The organism is Streptomyces sp. NPDC104581 (assembly GCF_055583685.1).
The window spans coordinates 78,138-99,948 of sequence record NZ_JBVJNN010000009.1 but is presented as its reverse complement, the minus strand read 5'-3'; the positions used below and the strand labels follow the sequence as shown (position 1 = coordinate 99,948).

The window sequence follows — 21,811 nt, the reverse complement described above, 5'->3', positions numbered from 1 at the left end:
TGACACAGCCGGCGGCGGGCCCGGTCTTCTTCAGGAGGCGGAGGCCGGCGAGGGGTGCGGCACCGGGTGACGGGCGGGTGCGTCAGCAGCCGTCGTACCCGGCGGTGGGCATGGAGAGCCTGCGATGGACCCTGGCCTTGGACGTCGCGTCGTAAAGAGGTTCGTCGGTGCCCACGGTCTCCACGGGGACGCCTCGCCGCTCGCACTCGGCGTAGAAGGCCGGGACGGAGGCGAGCGCCCGGTCGAGCACCCGCTCGGTCGGGACGACGAACGCGTCCACCAGGCCGGCGTCGACGTCGACCCAGAGCCCGTAGTGGTCGGAGCGCATCCCGTAGAGGAGCAACTGCCGTGTGACGACGTATCCCTTGCCGGCGGCCCAGCGGGCGCACATCGCCTGCTGGCCTCGGATGTCCACCAGGAACGGCTCGCGGTCGAGTTCTTCGAGCGGGGTGAGGCTGGCTATCGCCGCCACTCGTAAATCGCCCATGTTTCCGGCCCCCCGCTCAGCTGCACCCGACCGCTCCCCCGAAGCCGCCCCCTGTCCCCCGGTGTTCGACGACCCTACTCCGATCGCGCCCTCTTCAGGAGGCGCGTACCGGGCAGAGGTGGGCGCACGGATGTCCTACGGGCGCACGCCCTCGGGCGCGCGGGGTCAGGCGCGCAGGCCAGGGGCGCGGGGCCGGGGGCCGCGAGCCGTCTCCTGCCGGTACGGCACCCGTGCGCCGTGCGTCCGCCGTAGGCTGAAGACCTGCTACGGACGGAGCTGAGGTCCCGCGTTGGGAAATGTGATCACCTGGTGGGGTCATGCCACCTGCACCGTCGAGGACTCCGGCGTCCGGGTGCTGACCGACCCCCTCTTCGCGCGCCGGCTGGCGCATCTGCGCCGCAGGCGCGGTGACGTGCCGCCGCCGGAGGCCGCCGTGGCCGACGCCGTGCTGGTCTCGCACCTGCACTCCGACCATCTGCATCTGCCGTCGCTGGCGAAGCTCGCGCCGGGGACCCGGCTGATCGTGCCGCGCGGCGCGCGGCGGGCGGTGCCCGGACTGCGGCGGCTGGACGCCGTCAGACGGACGGGCGGTCTGCGGATCACCGAGGTCGGGGCGGGTGACGAGGTGGAGATCGGGCCCCTGTGGGTGCGGGCGGTGCCCGCACACCACGACGGGCGGCGGCTGCCCTTGGGGCCGCAGCGCTCCCCCGCGCTCGGCTATGTGATCACCGGTGAGCGCCGGACGTACTTCGCCGGCGACACCGGGCTCTTCGACGAGATGGCGGACGTCGTGGGCACGGTCGACGTGGCGCTGCTGCCGGTGGGCGGCTGGGGGCCGCACCTGGGCCACGGTCATCTGAACGCGGACCGCGCGGCCGAGGCGCTGACCCGCCTCGCCCCGGGCGCCGCGGTGCCGGTGCACTACGGCACGTTCTGGCCGATCGGGCTGGACGGGGTCAGGCCGCACGAATTCCATTCGCCGGGCGACGAGTTCGTCCGCCTCGCGGCCCGGCGCGCGCCCGGAGTCGCGGTGCACCGGCTTCAGCACGGCGAGAGTGTGCGACCGGGAGCCACCCTGTGATCGACCAGCTCATGAGCCAGTTGCCGTCGGAGTCGGCGCAGCAGGCGGTGACCTATCCGTCGCTGTTCCTGCTGGTGGCGCTGGGCGCCCTGGTGCCGGTGGTGCCGACGGGCGCCGTGGTGAGTTCGGCGGCGGTGGTGGCCTTCCACCAGACGGCGCCGCTCGCGCTGCTCTACATATTCGTCGTCGCCTCGTTCGCGGCGTTCCTCGGCGACATCGCGCTCTACTGGCTGGGCCGGCGCGGGGTCAACTCGAAGAACGGCTCGCGCTGGCTGGCTGCGCTGGAGCGGCGCGTCTCGGACGACACTCTTGAAGAGGCGCAGCGCAAGTTGGGGGAGCATGGCGTGACGGTGCTGGTGCTGTCGCGGCTGGTGCCGGCGGGCCGGATACCGGTGATGCTGGCGTGTCTGGTCAGCAGGTGGCCGACGACCCGGTTCATCAAGGGGGCGCTGCCGGCGTGTCTGGCCTGGGCGGCGACGTACCAGCTGATCGGGATCCTCGGCGGGTCGCTCTTCGCGGAGCCGTGGGAGGGCGTGCTCGCGGCGGTGGCACTGACGGTGCTGATCAGCGGTGGGCCGGCGCTGTGGCGCAGACTGCGGGGACGCGGCAAGGGCACGCCGGGCGGCGAGGACGGCGCGGCGAAGGGCGGCCCGGCTGCGGCGGGCGGTCGCCCGGTCGCCGACGGTCCGACAGAGCCGGAGGGCCGGCAGGCGTAGGGCGCGGTCGCGGTGCGGAGGCGCGGCAAGGTGCTGAGCCGAGTGCCGTCATCATGGCTCGTCCACGCCGTGCGATGGTGGTTCACCGCACAGCCCTCCACGGCGGTACGCGGACGGCCGGCGGGCTCCCCGCGACGGTTCGCGCCGCTTCCCGGCCCGCGGCCGGGTTCAGCGCGGTTCGCGTGCCTCTTCCAGAGCCGCCGTCAGCGCGCCGAGGGCCTCGGCGACATGCGGCAGGGCCGGCGGGTCCGCCGCGGTGAGGGACTCCATCCGCTCCTCCGGGGTCGACCCGAGCAGCGGGCCGGTGGCGAGCCGGACCCGCAGCGCGCCCAGCTCGTCGCCGAACCGGTGCCCGCCGGGGACCTGGACGCCCAGCCGCTCGCCCAGGAACTCCTCCAGCTCCATGGAGTCACCGACCCCGTGCGCGGCCAGGCCCCGGCGCGCGGGCCCGAGGTCCGCGTAGAGATGACGGCCCGCCTGCGGCGGCCTGGTCAGCGCTCCGGCGCTGAGCACGGCGTGGTGCAGGGCGCCCGCCACGCGCGCGTGCAGCGCCGTGGCGGCGGCGGTCCGCCCGGTCACGGCCGGCGGCTCGTCCAGGGCGTGGGCGGCAGCGGCGGCGACCGGCCCCGCGACCAGCGCGCCCAGCGCGGTGAGACGGTCCAGCGTCCTGGCCCTGCGCACGGCGCCGCCGGACGTGGCGGGGAACCGCGCGACGGCGGCGGGCCACGACGCCGGGGTGAACGCGCCCGCCAGGTCGAGGAGGACCGTGACGTCGTCGGGCCACATCTCGGCCGGGCTGAGCGGCACCGTCTCGTGCGGCCGGTGCAGGGTGTCGCGCCAGGTCTCGTCGCTGATGATGTGCAGACCCTCGCCGACGGCCGCCTCGCACGCCTCCCTGAGAAGCTCCGGCGGGGCGACGGTGCCGGTCGGGTCGTCGGCGATCGAGAGCAGCAGCAGCCGTGGCGTACCGCCCTCGGCCCGTATCCGGCGCACCGTCTCCAGAAGGGCGTACGGATCGGGTACGCCGCCGCACTCGGCGGGCGTCGGCACCTGGAAGACGGGCTGCCCCAGGAGTCTGGCCTGCGGCGCCCAGGAGGCCGGGTGCGGGCGGGGCATCAGGACGTCGCCGCCGTCCGCGGCGAGCAGCGCGAGCAGCAGTGGCTGCGGGCCCGCCGCGACGGCGGCCTCCTGTGGATGCGTGGGCAGGCCGCGTCTGGACCAGTAGCCGCAGGCGGCCTCGCGCAGCACGGGGCCGCCGCCGGGCGGCTCGGGCTCTGTGCGGCCCGCCGCGTCCGCGAGTACGGCGACGAGTTCGGGCAGCGCGGGCAGGCCCACGTCCGGGGCAGGCGGCCCGTACCGTACGGGACCGTGCCCCTCGGGGACCCGCCCAGGGCCCTCCGCCGTTCCCGCTTTCCCCGCCGTCCCCACGCCCGTCACCTCCCGCACTCACCGGCCACGATCCGGCCGCCCGGCCCGCCGGCGCCGCCCTCAGCCGCCGGACGGGCCGGACTCGCGGCCGAGCATCGCCAGCAGACGGGTCTGTGCGTCGGCCCCCGGGGGTGGTTCCAGGGGCGCGTCGAACAGACCGCTGCCGGAGAGGCCGCCCGCGTACGGCTCGACCTCCGCCAGCGCGAAGTCCACCAGCCGGCCCGGCAGCCGCGCGTTCGCACCGATCCCGCGCGACAGGTCCCAGGTGTGGACCACGGCGTCCAGCACCATCTGCGAGCAGTAGGCGGCGACCGGGGTGGCGCCGTAGGAGAGCTGCACGGTGCGGTCCAGCGCGCCCCGCTCGGCGAACGCGGCGCGCGCAGCCGCTGCGGCGCGGTCCCAGGTGGCGACCGGGTCGTCACCGAGCACGTCGCCGTCGAAGGCGTCTCCCACCTCGGCCATGGTCCGGCCCTCGCTCACCAGCGGGGGCACCCAGAGCTGCTCGGACGCCAGATGGTTGACCAGGTCGCGTACGGACCATTGCGCGCAGGGGGTCCCCGCCTTCCACTGGTCGGCGCCGACGGCGTGCACCCGGTCCGTGAAGAGGTCGAGCGCCTCACCGTGCCGGTCCAGCAGTGGATCATCCATGTCCCCCACTCTCCTCGGCCGCCCGGCCGAACGCGAATCCGGCCGAACAGACGACCGGGCGGACGACCCAACGACCGAACGAACGGACGGGCGGACGGGCGGACGGGCGGACGGGCGGATGAACAGACGAGCGGGCGTTCGAGAGTCGGTACCGAACAAACAATCGGCCGGACTCGACCGGCCCAGGTCACTGCGTGGCGCGACGCCGTACGGGGTAGCCGCGTTGCATGTCTGACATCTACGCGGGCCGCACCCCGGCCGATCCCGGCGCCCGGCGCCGGATCGCCGCCCTGCTCACCGGCTGGGACCACCGGGTCTTCAGTTCGGCGGCGGACCGGCACTGGCCGGGCGCCGGCCCCGTGCTGCCCCGGCTCAGCCGCTCGGCCAACCACGGCCTCCTCTGGTTCGGCGCCGCCGCCGGAATCGCCCTCATCGGGCGCGGGCAGCGCTCCCGGCGTGCCGCCCTGCGCGGCGTGGCGTCACTGGCCGTCGCCTCGGCGGCCATCAACACCGTCGGCAAGCGGTCGGTTCAGCGCCGGCGGCCCGTCCTGGACGCGGTGCCGGTGATCAGGCAGCTGAAGCGGCAGCCGATCACCACGTCCTTCCCGTCCGGGCACGCGGCGTCGGCCGCCGCCTTCGCCACGGGCGTCGCCCTGGAGTCGAAGGGCTGGGGCGCGCTGATCGCGCCGGTCGCGTTCTCCGTCGCGGCGTCCCGTGTCTACACCGGCGTGCACTACCCGAGCGACGTGCTGGTGGGCGCCGCGCTGGGGGTGGGGGCGGCGTACGCGGTACGGGGCATCGTGCCGACCCGCTCACAACTGCCCTCGCCCGGCCGGCCGCACGCGCAGGCCCCGGCCCTGCCGGGCGGCGAGGACATGGTGATCGTCGTCAACCGCGCGTCGGGCTCGGCGGACGCGGCGGGCGTGCTGCGCGACGCGCTGCCGCGGGCGGAGTTCGTGGAGTGCGATCCCGACGAGGTGAACACGGAGCTGGAGAAGGCGGCGCGGCGTTGCAGCGCGCTGGGCATCGTCGGCGGTGACGGCACGGTCAACCGGGCCGCGGTGGTCGCCGTCCGGCACAGGCTGCCACTGGCGGTGTTTCCCGGCGGCACGCTGAACCACTTCGCTTACGACCTGGGGATCGAGGACTTCCACGACACGTGCCGCGCGCTGGCGGAGGGTGACGCCGTCCGTGTCGACCTCGGGCGGTTCACCGGTCCCGACGGGGTCACCGGGCACTTCCTCAACACCTTCAGCCTGGGGGTGTATCCGGAGCTGGTGCGTGTAAGGGAGCACTGGGGGCCGCGGATCGGCGGCTGGCCGGCCGGGGTGCTCGCGGCGGTGAAGGTGCTGCGCGGCCAGCACCAGCTGGAGGCGGAGTTCGAGGGCCGGCAGCGGCAGCTGTGGATGCTGTTCGCCGGGAACGGCATCTACCAGCGCTTCGGGTTCACGCCCGGTCACCGGCTGGACCTGGCGGACGGTCTGCTGGACGTCCGGGTCGTGCACGGCGGCAGCTTCCCGAGCCTGCGGCTGCTGGCCGCCGCGGCGGCCGGTCCGCTGAGCCGCTCGCCGGTGCACGCGGCGGAGCGGATGCGGCGGGTACGGATCAAGGGGATCGCGCCCGGCACACCGCTGGCCTTCGACGGTGAAGTGGCCGAGGCGCCCGCCGAGTTGACGATCGACAAGACGAACGAGGGGCTGACGGTCTACCGCCCGCGCACCTTCCAGTGACATCGGGTCGTGTCCCGGGAGGTCCCGCCCGGCCCAAATGAGTGGCGCGGTCCGGGGTCCTCGGCCGAGGATCCCGGACATGGACTCCGAGACCCCGCCCTTTCTCCGGACGCCGCGGCTGCGGCTGCGCGACTGCGTCGAGGCCGACCTCGACCGTCTCCTCGCGCTGGACAACGACCCCGGCGTGAAGCGCTTCATCGACGGCGGTGTGCCCGCGGAGCCCGGGACGTTCCGGGCCGAGGCCCTGCCCCGGCTCCTCGGTCGCGGCTTCTGGGCGGCGGAGGATCGGTCCACCGGCGAGTGGCTCGGCTGGTTCGAACTGCGGCCGCTGAACGACGCCGGCTGGGAGGTGGTGGAGCTGGGCTACCGGCTGCACCGTGCCGTGTGGGGCCGGGGTTACGCGACGGAGGGCGCTCGCGCGCTCGTGCACAAGGCGTTCACCGAACTGGGCACGGAGCGGGTCACGGCGAACACGATGACGGTCAACACGGGGTCCCGGCGGGTGCTGGAGAAGGCCGGGCTGCGCTGTCTCCGTACGTACTTCGAGGAGTGGCCGGAGGTCATCGAGGGCTCGGAACAAGGGGACGTGGAGTACGCGCTCACGCGTGAGGAGTGGCGCCGCACGGCCGCCGGATGAGTCCCGCGCCCGGCCGCCCGGCCACCCGGCCGCCCATTCGGCCGATGACCACATCACGAGACGCGGGTCTCATATTACGAAATGGCGGCGTACCGTGGCGGGACCACTTCACGACAGGGAGCCCGGTCATGGCACGAGAGACCGCCGTCTACACCCACGGCCACCACGAGTCGGTGCTGCGCTCGCACAGCTGGCGTACGGCGGCGAACTCGGCGGCCTATCTGCTCCCCGAACTCCGCTCCGGGCTGGACGTGCTGGACGTGGGCTGCGGTCCCGGCACCATCACGGCCGACCTGGCGGAGCTGGTGGCGCCCGGCACCGTGACCGCGGTGGACGCGGCGGCGGACGTGCTGGAGCGGGCCGCGGAGACGGCCGCGGCCCGCGGCCTGGCCCATGTCCGCTTCGCGGTCGCCGACGTCCACGCGCTGGACTTCCCGGACGACTCCTTCGACGTCGTCCACGCCCACCAGGTGCTCCAGCACGTCGGGGACCCCGTGCAGGCGTTGCGCGAGATGCGCCGAGTGTGCAGGCCTGGTGGTGTCGTCGCGGCGCGTGACAGCGACTACGGCGCGTTCACCTGGTTCCCCTCGTCACCGGCGCTGGACGGCTGGCAGGAGCTGTACCGCCGGGTCGCCCGCGCCAACGGCGGCGAACCGGACGCGGGCCGCGTGCTCCGTTCCTGGGCCCGCCGCGCGGGCTTCAGCGACATCACGTCCACGGCGACGGCCTGGTGCTTCGCCACCCCGGAGGAACGCGCGTGGTGGAGCGGCCTGTGGGCGGAGCGGACGACGGCGTCGGTCTACGCGGAACTCGCGGTGCGCGGCGGCCACGCGACCGGGGAGCGGCTCACCGCCGTCGCGGAGGCGTGGCGCGCGTGGGGCGCCGACCCCGACGCGTGGTTCATGGTCCCGCACGGCGAAGTCCTGTGCCGGGTCTGAGGGTTGGGTCCTTCGAGATCATGGTCGCGGACGAGGGTGCTTCGATACCCTCGTCCGTATGGAAATCCTGGGAACCACGCTGCGCATCTGCGTCGACGACCTGGAGACCTCGGTCGCGTTCTACGAACGGCTGACCGGTAGCCCCGCGCTCCGTTTCGAGCGCGGCGGGGTCTCCGTCGCCGCCGTCAGTTGCTTCCTGTTGATGAGCGGTCCTGCCGAGGAGATCGAGGTGCTGCGCAAGGTCACCGCCACGATCGCGGTCAAGGACGTCGACGAGGCGTACGCCTCGCTCACGAGCGTCGGCGCCCAGGTCGTCGCGGGCCCGGTGCCCACACCGGCCGGCCGCAACCTGATCGCGGTCCACCCGGACGGCTCGATCTTCGAGTACGTGGACCGCAACCCGGTCCAGAACGGCTGACACCCGGGGGCCCGCCGGAGCAGCCCGGCGGCCCCGGGCTGCTCCCGTGCGCCGCGCCCGGCGATGCGGAACCCTTCGTCAACACCGTCTCCGCGGGCGACACTTGGGAGGCAGTGTCGAGCGTGGCTCAGGGAGGACAGATGGAACCGGTGGTGTTGATCACCAGCGCGCTGGCCGCGGGGGCCGGCGCCGCCGCGCAGGACGTGGCCTCGGCCGCAGCGCTGGACGCGTACGGCTCGCTCCGGGGCTCCGTCCAGCGGCTGTTCACCGGGCGACGGGACGCCGAAGAGGCCCTGGAACAGCACGAGTCGGACCCCGAGACATGGCAGGACGCACTCGCCGCCGCTCTGGTGGAGGCGGGCGCCGCCGAGGACAGCCGCGCGCTCGCCGCCGCGCGGGAGGTGTTCCAGCTGCTGGGCCGGGACCCCGGTGAATCGTCCGAGCGGCCCGTCGTCGATCTGCGCGACGCCAAGGGCGTGATGGTCGGGGACCGAAACGTGCAGCACAACACGTTCTCCTGAGACATGGGTGGGGACGATCGGTCCTACGGGACACCGGGGACGCCCGGCGCACCCTGGGCACCCGGAGAGCCGGGGAATGCCGGGGATTCCGCCGTACGGCAGGATCTGCGGCACTCGCGTGGCGTGATGTTCGGCGACAACGGCGTCATGAACAACACCTTCGTGCTGCCGGCCCACGAGGTGAGCTGGCCGCATCAGGTCGGCGCGGTGCCGCCGCCCGCCGAGGGATTCCATGTCCGGGGCGCCCGGGCACCGTTGATCTCATCCGGTGCGGCGGACAGGGAGACACCCGTCGCGGCACTCGTGCTGACAGGGCTGGGTGGGGTCGGCAAGACGCAGTGGGCGGCGCACCTGGCACGTTCCGCACAGGCTGACGGCTCGGTCGACCTGCTCGTATGGGTCCCGGCTACTACTCGCCAGGCCGTCGTCGCGACGTACGCGGAGGCAGCCGCCGATGTCTGCCCCGGTGAGGTGGCCGACGCCGATCAGGCTGCGGCCCGCTTCGTGGCCTGGCTGGGGCGCACCGAGCGCCGCTGGCTGGTGGTGCTGGACGATGTGACCGTGCCCGGCGACCTGCGTGATCTGTGGCCCCCCGCGAGGTCCGGCGGCTCTACCCTGGTCACCACCCGCCGCCGGGACGCCGCTCTCGCGGGCCAGGGTCGCAGGCTGGTGGAGCTCGGGCTGTTCAGCGAGCGTGAGGCCGCGTCGTATCTGGCCCGGCGGCTCGGCGATGACCCCCGGATGCTCGACGAGGCCGATGAACTGGCCGCCGCTCTCGGCTGGTTGCCGCTCGCCCTGGCGCAGGCGTGCGCATACATGCTGGACCAGGACATGGGCTGCCGCGCCTACCGGGCCCGGCTCGCGGACCGGGCGCGCCGCCTGGACGGCCTGCTGCCCGAGAGCGGGGCCCTGCCCGACCAGCAGCGGGTGACCGTGGCGGCGGCCTGGTCACTCTCGGTCGAGCTTGCCGACCGGCTCAATCCCGTCGGTCTGGCCCGCCCCGCACTGGAGCTGGCGAGCGTGCTCAGCCCGAACGGCATCCCGCCCGAGCTGTTCGCCGCCACCGCCGCGCGGAACCTCCTCGCCGGGCGGGTCTCCGCGGGGGAGGTGGACGCCGACGACGCGCGGGGCGCGCTGCGCTCGCTGCACCGGCTCAGCCTGGTCAGCTCGGCGCCGGGCCGCCCCGTACAGGTCCACGGGCTGGTGCAGCGCACCGTGCGTGAACAGCTTGCGCCGGAAGTGCTGGCCCGGACCGTCCGGGCGGCGGCCGACGCACTGGTCCAGAGCTGGCCGGAGGAGCGTGACTTCGCGACCGGCCAGCGGTTCCGGGCCAACGCCGAGACGCTGCGTTCCCATGACGAGGACCTGCTGTGGTCGGACCGGGATGTGCACGACGTGCTGCTCCGGGCCGGCCAGAGCCTCGCCCGCGCGGGACTCTACAAGGCGACGATGGACCACTACCGGCGGCTGGCGGCCACCTCGGCGCGGAAGTACGGCGCCGGCTCCACCCGTACCCTCGCCTGCCGCGGCAACTCCCTGCGCTTCCTGGCCATCGCCGGGGACCCGGCGGAAGCCGTGGCGGCCTACGCGGACCTGGCCGCGGACTGCGCCCGTCTGCTGGGGCCGGACGCCTTCGCCACCCTCGACGCGCGCCGCGCCCTCGCCGACGCCCGGGGCAGCGGAGGTGACCTGTCCGGCGCGCTCGCCGCCTACGAGGAGTTGCTCGTCGATCACCGGCGCGCTCTGGGCCCGCACCACCGCGACACCCTGTCGGTCCGCAACCGGCTCGCGTCCGCGTACGACGACATGAGAGACCGGCGGCGCGCCGCCGACCTGTACGAGGAGCTGCTCGTCGACTGCCGGACGCATCTGGAGCCCTTTGACGAGCTGACCCTGGACATACGCAGAAAGCTCGCGCGCCTGCGGGGTGAGGCGGGAGACCCCGCCGGGGCGCGCGGACTGTTCGAGGAGCTGCTCGCCGAACACCTGACGGAGCTCGGCGGTGACGACTACCGCACGCTGCTGGTACGGCACGAACTGGTCGAGTGGCGCGCCGCCGCCGGAGATCCGGCCGGAGCCGCCGCGGAGCTGGCGGACATGATCGACGACGCGGTGCGGGTCCTGGGCGCCCACCACATCGATGTCTCCCGGGCCCGCTACACACTGGGGTTGCTCCGCAACGAGGCGGGAGACACCACCGCGGCGCCGGTCGGCCTGGACGAGTCGACCCGCGCGCTTGAGCAGATGTTCGGGCCCGACCACCCGCTCGCCGTCGGTACCCGTGCCGTGCTCATGGGGTGGCAGCACGCGCTGATCGAGAGTGACCCGGCGGCCGCCGCCGAGGTCATGGCGGAGTCGGTGGCCGCCCTGAGTTCGGCCCTGGGCCCCGGCCACCCACAGGTGCTGGAGTCCCGGCGTTTCCTTCTCGGCATCATGGGCGTGATCGGCGACCCCGACCGGACGGCCGAGGAATTCGCGGTACTGCTGGCCGACCATCTGCGGGCCGTGGGCCCGGAGCACCCCCACACCCTGGCGACCCGTGCCGACCTGGCCGACGCGCGGGGCGAGGCGGGTGACCACTCCCGAGCGGTCACCGACCTCCGCGACCTGCTGGAGGACATGGCCCGGGTGCTGGGTCCGGACCACCCCGACACCCTGCGCACACGCGAGCTGCTCGCCAAGAAGCTGTACGCCGCGGGAGACACGGCGGCGGCGCTCACCGCCTACGAGGACCTGATCTCCGTGCACCGCCGGGTACTGGGCCCCGACCACCCGGACATCCTCCGGCTGCGCGGCGGCCGCGCAGACCTCCGTTCGGACGACGAGGAGGCCGACGTGATGGTGCCGGTCTACAGGGAACTCCTCGCGGACTGCGTGCGGATTCTGGGCCCGGACCACCCGCGGACGCTCGACACACGCGTACGCCTGCTCGACTGCCGGTCGGAAGCGGGCGATCCGTCCGGAGCGGCAGAGGAGTGCAGGGAGTTGCTCCGTGACTACGAGCGGGTCATTCCGCCCGACCATGTCGAGACCCTGCCCGTCCGCGCCACGTACGCCAAGCTGCTCGCGGACAGCGAGGACTTCGCCGGGTCGGTCACCGCGTACGAGGACCTGCTGCCGGTGGCCCTGCGTATCTGGGGCCCCGACCACTTCGGATCATTGATGTTCCGCGGCTGTCTGGCCGAGGTACGGATCCGGCGCGACGGGGCCCCGGCAGACGGTCCGACAGCTTTCGACGCGCTCCTCGACGACTCCTCGCGCGTTCTGGGGCCCGGCCACCAGGTCACCAGGGCCACCCGCGCGTTCCGGGACGCACTGAGCGAGAGCCGGCCGGCGCTCCCGTCCGTCACGTACAACGAGTTGCTGTCGCGGTACGCGAAGGCCGAGCGCTCCGGCCGCGCGGGGCCCGCCGCAGAGTGATGACATCAGGGGGCTGCCGGACAGCCCGGCGGCCGGCCGGACGCCGGCCGGACGTCGGCCGGGAACGGGGTCGCCCCCGGCCGTGGTTCGTTCAGGAGTCCGGCCGCATCCGGTAGTCGTACTCCTCCGGCAGCGGATCGTCCGTCAGGGAGGACCAGACCTCGTTCAGTGTCTCGGCGCCCTCCCGGAGGTCGGCAACCTCGAAGCCCGCGTCGAACACGGCGCGGGCCGCCGACTTGTCGCCCTCGGCGATGAGCAGTTGGGCCTCGATCAGCCGGAACGCGCCCCGCTCGCGGGTCTCCTCGGAGAGCCGGTCCCAGACATGGCGCGCGTCCCGCGGGCGGTCGGCGGCGAGCAGCGCGGCGATCGCCTCGCGTGCCAGGGCGGCGGTGGCCGCCGTCCAGGGCTCGTCGTCGCCGCGCTCGCGGCAGAGGTCGTCGAAGGCTTCCGCGTACTGGTCGGCGGCCCGTTCCGGGTTGCCGCCCTCGCAGTCGGCGAGGGCCAAGCAACGGAGCAACGGCCAGCGGGACGGGGCGAGTTTGAGGCCGCGTTCCCAACTGCGCACCGCCTGGGCCAGATCGCCCGCGTGCCACTGGGTGACGCCGAGGTGATACTCCGTCAGCGGCTCCGCGGGCGCCGTCTCCAGCATGTCGCGCCAGTGCGGCGCGACGAGGGTCGGCCCCGGCGGCACGCTCCCGTCCGGCTTCGGGAAGGTCCCCTGGGTGAACAGCTCGACCCACGGCTCCTGTTGCTCACCGAGCATGGACTCGTCGAACGGTGTGCCGTGGAGCCGGTATCCGCCGCGCATCTCGCCGCGCAGGACTTCCAGCGCGCCCCAGCCCGAGCCGGTGGCGAGCCGTTCACCGGGCTCGTGGTCCGCGTACGGCAGCCACGCCTCGTACGCGGCGTCGACGTCGGCGCGCGGCAGGGCGCGTTCGAGACGGTCGGCGACCTCGGCGCGCGCCGCGGCCCAGTCGGCGCCGTGCACCGCGGCCGGGTCGGCTTCGAGCGGGCCGTACGACTCCAGCCAGCTGAAGTCCTCGTGGCCTTCGAGTTTGACGTGTTCGAGCTGGGTGCGGGCGAGTCCGGCCTGGATCTCGGCGTAGCCGGGCGTGCCCGGTTCGGTGAGCCAGCGCTGCCAGCGCCGCCCGCCGCGCCCCGATCCCCAGACGAACAGCTTGCGGCCGCGCAGGGTGTCCGTGGAGGTCTGGACGAGTCCGTGGCCGTCCGCGTCGAGGGAGGTGATCCACTTCCGGGAGTCGACGGGGACTTCGTAGAAGTAGTCCGCGGGGTACTCCGACCGCAGCGGGTACGTGCGGTCGGCGCCCTTGTGCCCGGGCACCGGGACCCGGCGCAGGCTCCGCTCGTACCCGAAGTGCCAGGCTTCTTCGGCGGGTGCGAGGACGCGGGTGCGCTCGTCCTCGGGCACGGCGATGTTGGACCACCAGTAGACGGGCGCCGGGCCTTGGTGCGGGTTGCGTATACGGACGCCGACGTGCAGGAAGTCGGAGTCGTCGGGCAGCCAGAGATCGACCTGGAACGGCAGGCCGCGCAGGGGTTCCCACTCCCAGAGCCGGACCATCTCGCCGCCGTCGGGCGCGGGGACGAGGGCGGCGTGCACGGGCGCGCAGGAGAGTGTGGTGTGGCCGGTGGCGCCGATGTTCCACTCGATGCCGCCGGAGAACCAGGCGCCGTTGAGCGCGAAGTCGGCGGGCTGGAACACCGGGTTGCGGTAGAGCAGTTCGCGGCCGGTGGGCTTGTGGTGCAGCGAGTGGACCCGGCCGCCGAGGCCGGGCAGGACGGTGGCCCGCAGCCGGTCGTTCTCGATGACGATCGTGTCGAGGTCGGTGGGCTCGCGGTCGCGTCCGTAGCCGTCGAGGACGCGGGCCGGCAGCAGGGTGCGCAGCGGTTCGTAGCCGATCTGCCGTGCCATGTCGCGGGGCAGGTCCCGCTTGGCGCGTTCGTCGATGGAGTGCGTCTCGTCGAGCGGCCGGAGCGCGGGCAGGGGGTTCTCCGGCCCCAAGGGGGCGGCGGGCAGGGTCAGTACGGCACGTCGCACGCTCGTGGCCACAGGCAAACCTCGCTTCGGTCACTGGGGCCGCCGGGGCTCGGTTGGCCGGCGCGCACCCGATGACCATGGAACACGGTTGAGTGCGCGCCGAACAGAGGACCTTGGGATCAGTCTTGGGTGAGGGCGGCCACAACGATGTCCGCGAGCAGCGCGCCGGCGGTGCCTTCGGGGTCGAGGTCGGGGTCGTAGATGGTCAGGTTGAGCCCGGCGCAGCGGTCCGAACGCACCAGGACCGTCAGCAGCGTCCGGAGTTCGCCGGGGAGCAGCCCACCGGGGTCGGGGGCGTCGACGGCCGGCATCACCTCGGGGTCGAGGACGTCCGCGTCGAGGTGTACCCAGAAGCCCTCGGTGACGGGCCGTTCCAGCGTCCGGAGCGCGGCGCCGGCGATCTCGGCGGTGCCTCCCGCGCGGAGTTCGCCGACGGAGACGGCGGGGATCCTCAGCCGGGCCAGTTCCGCCCGGTCCGGGTCGCCGTCGCGGATGCCGAAGAGACGCACGTCCTCGTCGCGGACGTAGGGGCGCAGCCCTTCGATGTCGCTGAGGTCGCTCTGTCCGCGCCCGGTGGCGATGGCCAGCTCCTCGCCGCCCGCGGCGCCGACGGACGGGGAGTTGCCGGTGTGCCGGAAGTCGGCGGACCCGTCGATCGCGGCGATGCCGTACCGGCCGATCCGGCGCAGCGCGAGGGAGGCGCCGAGCTGGATGGAGCAGTCGCCGCCGAGTACGAGGGGGAAGTCGCCGGCCCGTACATGGTGCTCGATGCGGTCCGCGAGCCGGGGTGTGTACGCGGCGATGGCGGCGGCGTTGAAGACGCCGTCACCCTCCTTCCAGTCGCCCCGGTCGTAGCGGGGCGGGACGACGACTCCGCCCTCCGAGGCGCCGAGCCGCTGCACGACGCGCTGTTCGCGCATGGCGCCGGCGAGCTTGTAGCAGCCGGGGACGGTGCCGGGGGCGGGTGGCCGGAGGCCGAGGTTGGAGGGGGCGTCGATCACCACGATATTCCGCATGCGAGCCATCCTCGGCGTCGTACTCTCGTTCTTCAATCTGGTTACTCGGAGAGAAGGCGGCACGTTCCATGACCACGCAGCACACGTATCGGGTGATCGTGCGCGGGACTTTCCAGGAGCTGACGGACGAGGCGCGGGCGCGGTTGCTCGGCGAGGTCGAGGAGCACGGGCTGAGCCGGATGCGGTTCACGCCCGAGGGGTCGTTCACCTACGACCGGGTGCTCAAGCACTTCTCCTTCCGGTTCGTGGTGGTCTCCGACGCCGCCGACGGCGAGGAGATGGCGGCGGCGCTCGCCGAGGACCGTGCGGAGACGGCGCTGAAGGCGTTCGGCGGCGCGGGGGTCGGCTTCGGGGAGCTGCGCTCGTCGGTGACGGACATGGACACGATGAAGATCAACCGCAAGGGCCGGTGAGACCCTCCCGGCAGGGTGCGGCGGTTGGGTGCCGCGGTTGGGTGCCGCCGTGACTCGCGGATCGTGCCCGCGCTGATCGCCGCGGCGTTCGCGGGCGCGCCGGGCCCGTCGAGGCGAGGAAGTCCGACGCGTGGCCCTCGTGGCGGAAGCCCACGCGACGAGCGTGCGCGGGCGGCGCGGGCCGGCGGCTGTACGTCGGCCCGCGCCCGGAGCGGGCCGAGTGGGTCGCAGGAGGGCGCGCCTATGTCAGCGCCGGGCCCTCCAGGGTGAGCGTGGCCCCGCCGGCCGTCGCCTCCAGGACGGCGGGGACGCCCAGCGGCACCGTCAGGTTCGTCGGGCCGTGGCCGAAGCCCAGCTCCTCGACGACCGGGACGCCGAGGCCGCCGAGGCGGTCGAGCATCAGGGTCCGCACGTCTCCGTACGGGCCGCAGCCAGCCCAGGAGCCGAGCGCGACGCCGGCGACCCCGTCCAGCAGGCCGGAGCGCAGGAGCTGGGTGAGGATCCGGTCCAGCCGGTACGGCTCCTCCTCGATGTCCTCGATCAGCAGCAGCCCGCCGCGGGCGGCGGGCCTGGCGTGCGGCGTGCCGAGGTCGGCGGCGAGGATGCTGACGCAGCCGCCGAAGGTGATCCCGCGGGCCCGGCCGGGGACGAGTGCGCGGGCGGTGTCCGCGCCGATGACCCGGACGGTCTCGGGTTCGAGGAGCGTCGCGCGCAGCGACTCCTGGGTGGCGGGGTCCTTGAGGAAGGTCAGCGCGGCGACCATGGGGCCGTGCAGCGTGGAGACGCCCGCCCGTACGGCGAACGCCTCGTGCAGCGCGGTGATGTCGCTGTAGCCGGCGAAGACCTTGGGGGCGGCGGCGCGTACGGCGTTCCAGTCGAGCAGGTCGACCATGCGCTGGACGCCGTAGCCGCCCCGTGCGCACAGGACGGCCTCGACCGTCGGGTCGCACCAGGCGTCCTGGAGGTCGCGGGCGCGTGCCTCGTCCGTGCCCGCGAGGTAGTCGAACTCCCGGTGCGTGTCCAGGACATGGGGCGCCACGACGGGATCGAGGCCCCAGCCGCGCAGGATGTCCAGGCCCGCTTCGAGCCGTTCGGCGGGCAGCGGGCCGCTGGGCGCGACCACGGCGACCTTCGCGCCGGGCCGCAGCCGGGGCGGGCGTACGAGGGGCGCCAGGGGCGCGGGGGCGGGCCGGCCCGGCCTCGGGGTCACTTGGTCAGCTCCAGTACGGGAACGTCGGGGCGGTCGATCCCGAAGGTCTGGGCGTACAGGGACAGTTCGGCCTCCAGCGCGCGGACGATCGTGTCCGTCCTGCGGAAGCCGTGGCCCTCGCCCTCGAAGGTGAGGTAGGCGTGCGGGATGCCGCGCCCGGCCAGTCGTTCGAGGAAGCGTTCGCACTGGACGGGCGGGCAGATCACGTCGTCCAGGCCCTGGAGCAGCAGGAACGGGGCGGTGATCCGGTCGACGTGGTTGATCGGGGAACGGTCGCGGTAGCGGGCGGGGACCTCGGCGGCGGGGCCGACGAGAGATTCGAGGTACCGCGACTCGAAGTCGTGGGTGCCGTCCTCGGTCCAGGTGGACAGATCGAGGATCGGATAGATGACGGTGCCGCAGGCGTAGATGTCGGTGCCGGTGAGGGACGCGGCGCTGGTCCAGCCGCCCGCGCTGCCGCCGCGTACGGCGAGCCGGGCCGGGTCGGCGGTGCCTTCGTCGGCCAGCGCGCGGGCGACGGCCGCGCAGTCCTCGACGTCCACGACGCCCCACTGTTCGCGCAGCCGTTCGCGGTACTGGCGCCCGTAGCCGGTGGAGCCGCCGTAGTTGACCTCGGCGACGCCGAAGCCGCGCGAGGTGAAGTAGGCGATCTCCAGGTCGAGTACGAGCGGGGAGTGGCTGGTCGGACCGCCGTGCGCCCACACGATGTACGGCGGCAGCTCGTCGCCGGGCGAGCTGTGGTCGGGGCTGTGCGGCGGGTAGATGTGGGCGTGGATCTCGCGGTCGTCCGGTCCGGTGAAGGCGCGGATCTGCGGCTCGGGGTAGTAGACGGGGTCGACCGGGTCGTCGTGCGCCGAGCCGATCACGCGGGCCCGTCCGGTCCTGGTGTCCAGCTCCACGATCTCGTACGCGCTGCGCGGGCTGGCCCCGACGCCGATGACCCGGGTGCCGCGGACCGCGAGGGTGGCGGCCCATTCGGTCCAGGGTCCGGCGGCGTCGGCGAGCTGGCCGGTCTCGGGGTCGAGTATGCCGAGCGTCGTGGCGCCCTTGCCGTGGACGACGGCGATCATGCCGTCGTCCATCGGGCGGAACCACTGGAGGCCGATCTTCCACAGCGGGCCGCCGAACTCCTCCTCGACGGCGGGGCTCAGCAGGTCCGGGCCGCTCACACCGAGGGGCGCCGACGCGTCGGGCCGCAGCCGGTGCAGCTGCCACCAGTCTCCGGGGTCGGAGACGTAGAGGAGGGAGCCGTCGGCGGCCCAGTCGGTCTGCGCGACGGATTCCCCGGGGCCCCCGGCGACGGTCCGCACCCGCTCGAAGGGGCCCTCCCCCGTGATGTCGGCGAGCAGCAACTCGGTGCCGTCCCACGGCATTCGGGGGTGGTCCCAGGCGATCCACGCGACGTGCCGGCCGTCGGGTGACACCCGGGGTCCGGTGACGAAGCGGTGGCGGTCGTCGGAGAGTTCGGTCACGGCGCCGCGGTCGTCGGCGGCCGAGCCGTCGAGCGGTACGGCGGCGACGACGCGGCGCACGTCGGTGGGCGCCTCGCCGGTGAACTCCTCCAGTACGCACCAGACTTCGCCCCTGTCCGGGCGGAGCAGCGGATCGGCCCAGCGCAGGGTGCCGGTCAGCCGGCCGTCCGGCGCGGGGGCCGGGGTGAGCGGGCGCGGGGGCGCGTCGCCGTCCGGCTCGTAGGCGTAGAGGCGCTGGTCGGGGAAGTGCGTGAAGACGACGAGGGCGGAGCCGTCGGCGCGCACCGCCCCGTCCCAGGGTTTGCCGCCGTACTCGATGACCCGGCTGCGGACGTTCCACGGGGCGGGCAGGACCGATTCCTCACGGCCGTCGTCCAGTCCGCGCACGAGTACGCGCCTGCCGTCCTCGGCGGGTCGTGGCTCCGTCCACCAGACCTCGTCGCCGACGGTGCCGACGAACTCGGGCCGTCCGTCGCGCGAGGCGGCGAGCGCGGCGTCGATCGGGGACGGCCACGAGCCGTAGGGCCTCGGCTGCTCCATGCCCAACTCCCTCTACGCGGTCTGGAGATAGTGGTCGAGGACGCGTACCCCGAAGTGCAGGGCGTCCACCGGGACGCGCTCGTCGACGCCGTGGAAGAGGGCCTGGTAGTCGAAGCCGGCGGGCAGCTTCAGCGGTGAGAAACCGTACCCGGTGATGCCCAGGCGGGAGAACTGTTTGGCGTCGGTGCCGCCCGACATGCAGTACGGCACGACGTGCCCGGCCGGGTCGAACCGTTCGACGGCCGCCCGGAGTTTGGCGAAGGTCGGCGAGTCGACCGGTGCCTGGAGGGCGACTTCTCGGTGGTGGAACTCCCAGTCGACGTCGGGCCCGGTCAACTGGTCGAGCGTGGCGCGGAATTCGTCCTCGGTCCCCGGCAGCATCCGTCCGTCGACATAGGCGACGGCCTGACCGGGGATCACATTGACCTTGTAACCGGCCTCCAGGACCGTCGGGTTGGAGCTGTTGCGCACGGTCGCCTCGACCAGGGCGGCGGCCGGGCCGAGCTTGGCGAGCAGGGCGTCCGCGTCGAAGTGTTCGGAGTGGACGTCGGCGTCGATGCCGTGCAGCGCGGCGATCTCCTTCAGCGCGGCGCGGACGGTCGGGGTGAGCCTGAGCGGCCACTCGTGCCCGCCGATACGGGCGACGGCGGCGGCGAGCCTGCTGACGGCGTTGGCCCGGTTGACCTTCGATCCGTGGCCCGCCCTGCCGCGCGCGGTGAGTCTGAGCCAGGCGGTGCCGCGCTCACCCGCCCCGACGGGGTAGAGCGCCATGCCGGGTCCGGCGTGGAAGGTGTAGGCCCCGGACTCGCTGATGCCCTCCGTGCAGCCCTCGAACAGCTCCGGGTGCCGGTCGGCGAGGAAGCCGGAGCCGTCGACCGCGCTGGCCTCCTCGTCGGCCGTGTACGCGAGCACGATGTCACGGCGCGGCCTGACGCCGGACCGGGCCCAGGCGCGGACGACCGCGAGGACCATCGCGTCCATGTTCTTCATGTCGACGGCCCCGCGGCCCCAGACGACACCGTCCCTGACCTCGCCCGAGAAGGGGTGCACGGACCAGTCGGCGGGCTCGGCGGGGACCACGTCCAGATGGCCGTGGACCAGGAGCGCGTCGGCGTCCGGGTTGGTGCCCGGGATGCGCGCGACCACGTTGGTGCGGCCGGGGGTGCGTTCGAGGAGGGCGGGCTCCAGTCCGGCCGCGGCCAGCCGCTCCGCGACGTACTCGGCGGCGGGGCGCTCCTGGCAGTCGCCACCGCCCCGGTTGGTCGTGTCGATGCGGATCAGCTCGGAGGTGAAGGACACCACCTCGTCCAGGGCCACCTGGTCGATGGCGTCGGCGCGGTCGGTACGCGCGTCCTCGGGCGTCGTGCCGGGCGCACCGGCGGGCGTCTTGTCGGGCGTCATGTCAGCCATACTGCTCCTCCACCGCTGCCGAGACGATCGTGGTGACCGCCTTGAAGGCGCGGATGCCGTCGTACATCGTCCCGGTCGTGTAGGCGACACGCCGTTCGCCACTGCTCACCACTCCGGGCACGACCGTGGCGGCGCCGGCGAGATGCTCGGCGTCGAACTCCAGCTCGACGGTGAACGGACCGCCCTCGACCGGTTCGTACCGTACGGCCAGCGCGGTCGCCTCCCGGGCCGCCGCGCGGATGTCGGCCGCCGTACGCGCGGGGGTGCGGCAGACCGCCGCGTACCGGGAGACGTAGTCCTTCACCGCGACCTTGCGGGCGCCGGGCGCGTAGCCCTCGGCGTCCCGGCAGGTCAGGTCGTCGCCGGTGACGAGGACCACGGGGACGCCGTACTCGGCGACGACATGGGCGTTGAGGAGTCCCTCGCTCGCCCGCTCGCCGTTCAGCCAGACCCCGGTGACGGAGTTGGCGAGATACGTGTGCGCGAGGACGCCCTCGGTGCCCGCGCCCGTGTGGTAGCCGATGAAGGCGATGGCGTCGACGTCTCCGTGCTGGACGCCTTCGACCATGCTCAGCGTCTTGTGCCGCCCGGTGAGCAACTGGGCCCGGTCGTCGAGTTCTTCGAGCAGCAGGTTGCGCATGGACCAGTGCGCCTCGTTGATCAGCACGTCGTCGGCGCCGCCGTCCAGGAATCCGAGGACCGCGGCGTTCACGTCCGAGGTGAAGAGGGTGCGGCAGCGCTCCCACTGCGGCGTCCCCGGCAGGACGTCCGCCGGCCAGGTCACACCGGTGGCGCCCTCCATGTCGGCGCTGATCAGGATCTTCATCTCGCCCACGGTACCCGTCGCCGAATTGCCGGGCCAAGGACCTTTTCGCACAGGTCGCGGGGCGCGTCAGGCAGGGCTCAGCACGAACCATCTGGCGGGCAGGTCGATCCGGGCGCCGTCGGCCAGATACTCGGTCTGCGGCAGTGTGGTGTCCCCGCTGTCGATGATCCGCAGGCCCGCCTCGCCCAGCAGCCGCGGCACTTCGTCGTCGGCGGCCCCGGCCGGTCGCAGTCCGTGCTCGAAGACCCGCCGCAGCTTCGCGGGCGGTCCGCCGGGATCCCCGGCCGCCCGCTGCAACAGCGCCCTGGACCCCGAGGTCAGCTCCACGACGAACGCCCTGCCTCGCTCACCGAGCAGCGCGGCGACCGACCCGGCGACGGCGGGCCGGTCCTGCGGCTCGCTCTGGTGGATGACGGCGCGCATGTAGACATGGGTGTCGCCGACCCGCGCCGCCAGCGCCCGGACCGCTTCGTGGTCGACGAGGCTGAGCTGTTCGAACTCGGCCACCTTCGCGGTGTCGGCACGCCGGGCGTGCTCGATCGCCGCGTGCGACAGGTCGACGCCGACGGCGCGGGCGAACCGGGTGGCGAGGTAGCGGGTCTGGGTGCCGTTGCCGCAGCCGAGGTCGGCCACGGGCAGCGACGGGTCGGCGTGCGGCAGGAGTATGTCGCAGTGCGGTTCGGCGGTCAGGGACGGGTCGGAGTCCCAGATCGCCTCGCCCGGCGCGTCGGAGGTCTCGCGCCAGTAGCCTTCCCACGAATCCCGGTAGCGCTCCGAAACGCCCATCTTCGACCCTCCCGAACACGGCCCCGTGCAGCAGCAGTTGACGGCACGTCACCTC

Annotated in this window: 19 protein-coding genes; 9 read left to right on the top strand and 10 right to left on the bottom strand. The window is 73.6% G+C overall.

Annotated elements, in window-relative coordinates; translation table 11 throughout:
* Positions 1-82: 82 nt before the first annotated feature.
* Positions 83-487 (bottom strand): hypothetical protein, encoded by a 405-nt coding sequence (locus ACZ61E_RS10665; protein ID WP_469699205.1) that lies wholly within the window; start codon positions 485-487, stop codon positions 83-85.
* Positions 488-776: 289 nt separating this feature from the next.
* Here ACZ61E_RS10665 and ACZ61E_RS10660 point away from each other — a divergent pair, with 289 nt between their 5' ends.
* Together ACZ61E_RS10660 and ACZ61E_RS10655 are read left to right on the top strand one after the other, a co-directional pair.
* The gene (locus ACZ61E_RS10660; protein ID WP_469699204.1) at positions 777-1,568 is read left to right on the top strand and encodes an MBL fold metallo-hydrolase; all 792 of its coding nucleotides are present in this window, start codon (positions 777-779) and stop codon (positions 1,566-1,568) included.
* Between the two features lie 11 nt (positions 1,569-1,579).
* Entirely contained in the window at positions 1,580-2,284 is a 705-nt protein-coding gene (locus ACZ61E_RS10655; RefSeq protein WP_469699270.1) for a DedA family protein, read from the top strand.
* Between the two features lie 168 nt (positions 2,285-2,452).
* Here ACZ61E_RS10655 and ACZ61E_RS10650 read toward each other — a convergent pair whose 3' ends face one another.
* Positions 2,453-3,619, bottom strand: coding sequence for an aminotransferase class I/II-fold pyridoxal phosphate-dependent enzyme (locus tag ACZ61E_RS10650; protein ID WP_469699203.1), 1,167 nt, complete (start codon positions 3,617-3,619; stop codon positions 2,453-2,455).
* 153 nt (positions 3,620-3,772) lie between these two features.
* A complete protein-coding gene (locus ACZ61E_RS10645) occupies positions 3,773-4,360 on the bottom strand; it encodes a TIGR03086 family metal-binding protein (RefSeq protein ID WP_469699202.1) in 588 nt (195 codons plus the stop codon).
* A 227-nt stretch (positions 4,361-4,587) separates the two neighbouring features.
* Here ACZ61E_RS10645 and ACZ61E_RS10640 point away from each other — a divergent pair, with 227 nt between their 5' ends.
* From ACZ61E_RS10640 to ACZ61E_RS10615, 6 genes are all read left to right on the top strand, one after another.
* Positions 4,588-6,090: a phosphatase PAP2 family protein gene (locus tag ACZ61E_RS10640; protein WP_469699201.1), complete on the top strand. Its 1,503-nt coding sequence runs from the start codon at positions 4,588-4,590 to the stop codon at positions 6,088-6,090.
* A gap of 79 nt (positions 6,091-6,169) precedes the next feature.
* Positions 6,170-6,727 carry a GNAT family N-acetyltransferase gene (locus ACZ61E_RS10635; RefSeq protein WP_469699200.1) on the top strand — a complete coding sequence of 186 codons (558 nt, stop codon included), beginning with the start codon at positions 6,170-6,172 and terminating at the stop codon, positions 6,725-6,727.
* A gap of 128 nt (positions 6,728-6,855) precedes the next feature.
* Entirely contained in the window at positions 6,856-7,665 is an 810-nt protein-coding gene (locus ACZ61E_RS10630) for a class I SAM-dependent methyltransferase (RefSeq protein WP_469699199.1), read from the top strand.
* A gap of 58 nt (positions 7,666-7,723) precedes the next feature.
* On the top strand, positions 7,724-8,083 hold the full coding sequence (locus ACZ61E_RS10625) for a VOC family protein (RefSeq protein ID WP_469699198.1): 360 nt from the start codon (positions 7,724-7,726) through the stop codon (positions 8,081-8,083).
* Between the two features lie 140 nt (positions 8,084-8,223).
* Positions 8,224-8,604: a hypothetical protein gene (locus ACZ61E_RS10620; protein WP_469699197.1), complete on the top strand. Its 381-nt coding sequence runs from the start codon at positions 8,224-8,226 to the stop codon at positions 8,602-8,604.
* A 126-nt stretch (positions 8,605-8,730) separates the two neighbouring features.
* Positions 8,731-12,024: a tetratricopeptide repeat protein gene (locus ACZ61E_RS10615; protein WP_469699196.1), complete on the top strand. Its 3,294-nt coding sequence runs from the start codon at positions 8,731-8,733 to the stop codon at positions 12,022-12,024.
* A 91-nt stretch (positions 12,025-12,115) separates the two neighbouring features.
* Here ACZ61E_RS10615 and ACZ61E_RS10610 read toward each other — a convergent pair whose 3' ends face one another.
* Positions 12,116-14,095, bottom strand: a complete 1,980-nt coding sequence (locus ACZ61E_RS10610) for a DUF5107 domain-containing protein (RefSeq protein WP_469699195.1) — start codon at positions 14,093-14,095, stop codon at positions 12,116-12,118.
* Between the two features lie 107 nt (positions 14,096-14,202).
* Complete coding sequence (locus ACZ61E_RS10605; protein WP_469699194.1) at positions 14,203-15,099, bottom strand: arginase family protein; 897 nt, start codon at positions 15,097-15,099, stop codon at positions 14,203-14,205.
* 68 nt (positions 15,100-15,167) lie between these two features.
* Between ACZ61E_RS10605 and ACZ61E_RS10600 the strand changes: the two genes are divergently transcribed.
* Entirely contained in the window at positions 15,168-15,512 is a 345-nt protein-coding gene (locus tag ACZ61E_RS10600; protein ID WP_469699193.1) for a DUF6204 family protein, read from the top strand.
* Positions 15,513-15,753: 241 nt separating this feature from the next.
* On the opposite strand, the gene ACZ61E_RS10595 is transcribed toward ACZ61E_RS10600, so the two are convergent.
* From ACZ61E_RS10595 to ACZ61E_RS10575, 5 genes are all read right to left on the bottom strand, one after another.
* Positions 15,754-16,722, bottom strand: coding sequence for a S66 peptidase family protein (locus ACZ61E_RS10595; protein ID WP_469699192.1), 969 nt, complete (start codon positions 16,720-16,722; stop codon positions 15,754-15,756).
* The gene (locus ACZ61E_RS10590; protein WP_469699191.1) at positions 16,719-18,734 is read right to left on the bottom strand and encodes a S9 family peptidase; all 2,016 of its coding nucleotides are present in this window, start codon (positions 18,732-18,734) and stop codon (positions 16,719-16,721) included. Before ACZ61E_RS10590 ends, ACZ61E_RS10595 begins: the two co-directional genes overlap by 4 nt.
* A gap of 12 nt (positions 18,735-18,746) precedes the next feature.
* Positions 18,747-20,144, bottom strand: a complete 1,398-nt coding sequence (locus ACZ61E_RS10585; protein ID WP_469699190.1) for a M20/M25/M40 family metallo-hydrolase — start codon at positions 20,142-20,144, stop codon at positions 18,747-18,749.
* Positions 20,137-20,970 carry a M55 family metallopeptidase gene (locus tag ACZ61E_RS10580; protein ID WP_469699189.1) on the bottom strand — a complete coding sequence of 278 codons (834 nt, stop codon included), beginning with the start codon at positions 20,968-20,970 and terminating at the stop codon, positions 20,137-20,139. Before ACZ61E_RS10580 ends, ACZ61E_RS10585 begins: the two co-directional genes overlap by 8 nt.
* Positions 20,971-21,036: 66 nt before the next feature.
* Positions 21,037-21,756, bottom strand: coding sequence for a class I SAM-dependent methyltransferase (locus ACZ61E_RS10575; protein ID WP_469699188.1), 720 nt, complete (start codon positions 21,754-21,756; stop codon positions 21,037-21,039).
* Positions 21,757-21,811: the final 55 nt, after the last annotated feature.

Excerpts from the sequence above, each read along its gene's own strand:
- ACZ61E_RS10575 (WP_469699188.1), bottom strand. The coding sequence starts at position 21,756 with ATGGGCGTTTCGGAGCGCTACCGGGATTCGTGGGAAGGCTACTGGCGC.
- ACZ61E_RS10600 (WP_469699193.1), top strand. The coding sequence starts at position 15,168 with ATGACCACGCAGCACACGTATCGGGTGATCGTGCGCGGGACTTTCCAG.
- ACZ61E_RS10625 (WP_469699198.1), top strand. The coding sequence starts at position 7,724 with ATGGAAATCCTGGGAACCACGCTGCGCATCTGCGTCGACGACCTGGAG.
- ACZ61E_RS10645 (WP_469699202.1), bottom strand. The coding sequence starts at position 4,360 with ATGGATGATCCACTGCTGGACCGGCACGGTGAGGCGCTCGACCTCTTC.
- ACZ61E_RS10590 (WP_469699191.1), bottom strand. The coding sequence starts at position 18,734 with ATGGAGCAGCCGAGGCCCTACGGCTCGTGGCCGTCCCCGATCGACGCC.
- ACZ61E_RS10640 (WP_469699201.1), top strand. The coding sequence starts at position 4,588 with ATGTCTGACATCTACGCGGGCCGCACCCCGGCCGATCCCGGCGCCCGG.
- ACZ61E_RS10620 (WP_469699197.1), top strand. The coding sequence starts at position 8,224 with ATGGAACCGGTGGTGTTGATCACCAGCGCGCTGGCCGCGGGGGCCGGC.
- ACZ61E_RS10605 (WP_469699194.1), bottom strand. The coding sequence starts at position 15,099 with ATGCGGAATATCGTGGTGATCGACGCCCCCTCCAACCTCGGCCTCCGG.
- ACZ61E_RS10630 (WP_469699199.1), top strand. The coding sequence starts at position 6,856 with ATGGCACGAGAGACCGCCGTCTACACCCACGGCCACCACGAGTCGGTG.
- ACZ61E_RS10615 (WP_469699196.1), top strand. The coding sequence starts at position 8,731 with ATGTTCGGCGACAACGGCGTCATGAACAACACCTTCGTGCTGCCGGCC.
- ACZ61E_RS10655 (WP_469699270.1), top strand. The coding sequence starts at position 1,580 with ATGAGCCAGTTGCCGTCGGAGTCGGCGCAGCAGGCGGTGACCTATCCG.
- ACZ61E_RS10580 (WP_469699189.1), bottom strand. The coding sequence starts at position 20,970 with ATGAAGATCCTGATCAGCGCCGACATGGAGGGCGCCACCGGTGTGACC.
- ACZ61E_RS10635 (WP_469699200.1), top strand. The coding sequence starts at position 6,170 with ATGGACTCCGAGACCCCGCCCTTTCTCCGGACGCCGCGGCTGCGGCTG.
- ACZ61E_RS10665 (WP_469699205.1), bottom strand. The coding sequence starts at position 487 with ATGGGCGATTTACGAGTGGCGGCGATAGCCAGCCTCACCCCGCTCGAA.
- ACZ61E_RS10585 (WP_469699190.1), bottom strand. The coding sequence starts at position 20,144 with ATGGCTGACATGACGCCCGACAAGACGCCCGCCGGTGCGCCCGGCACG.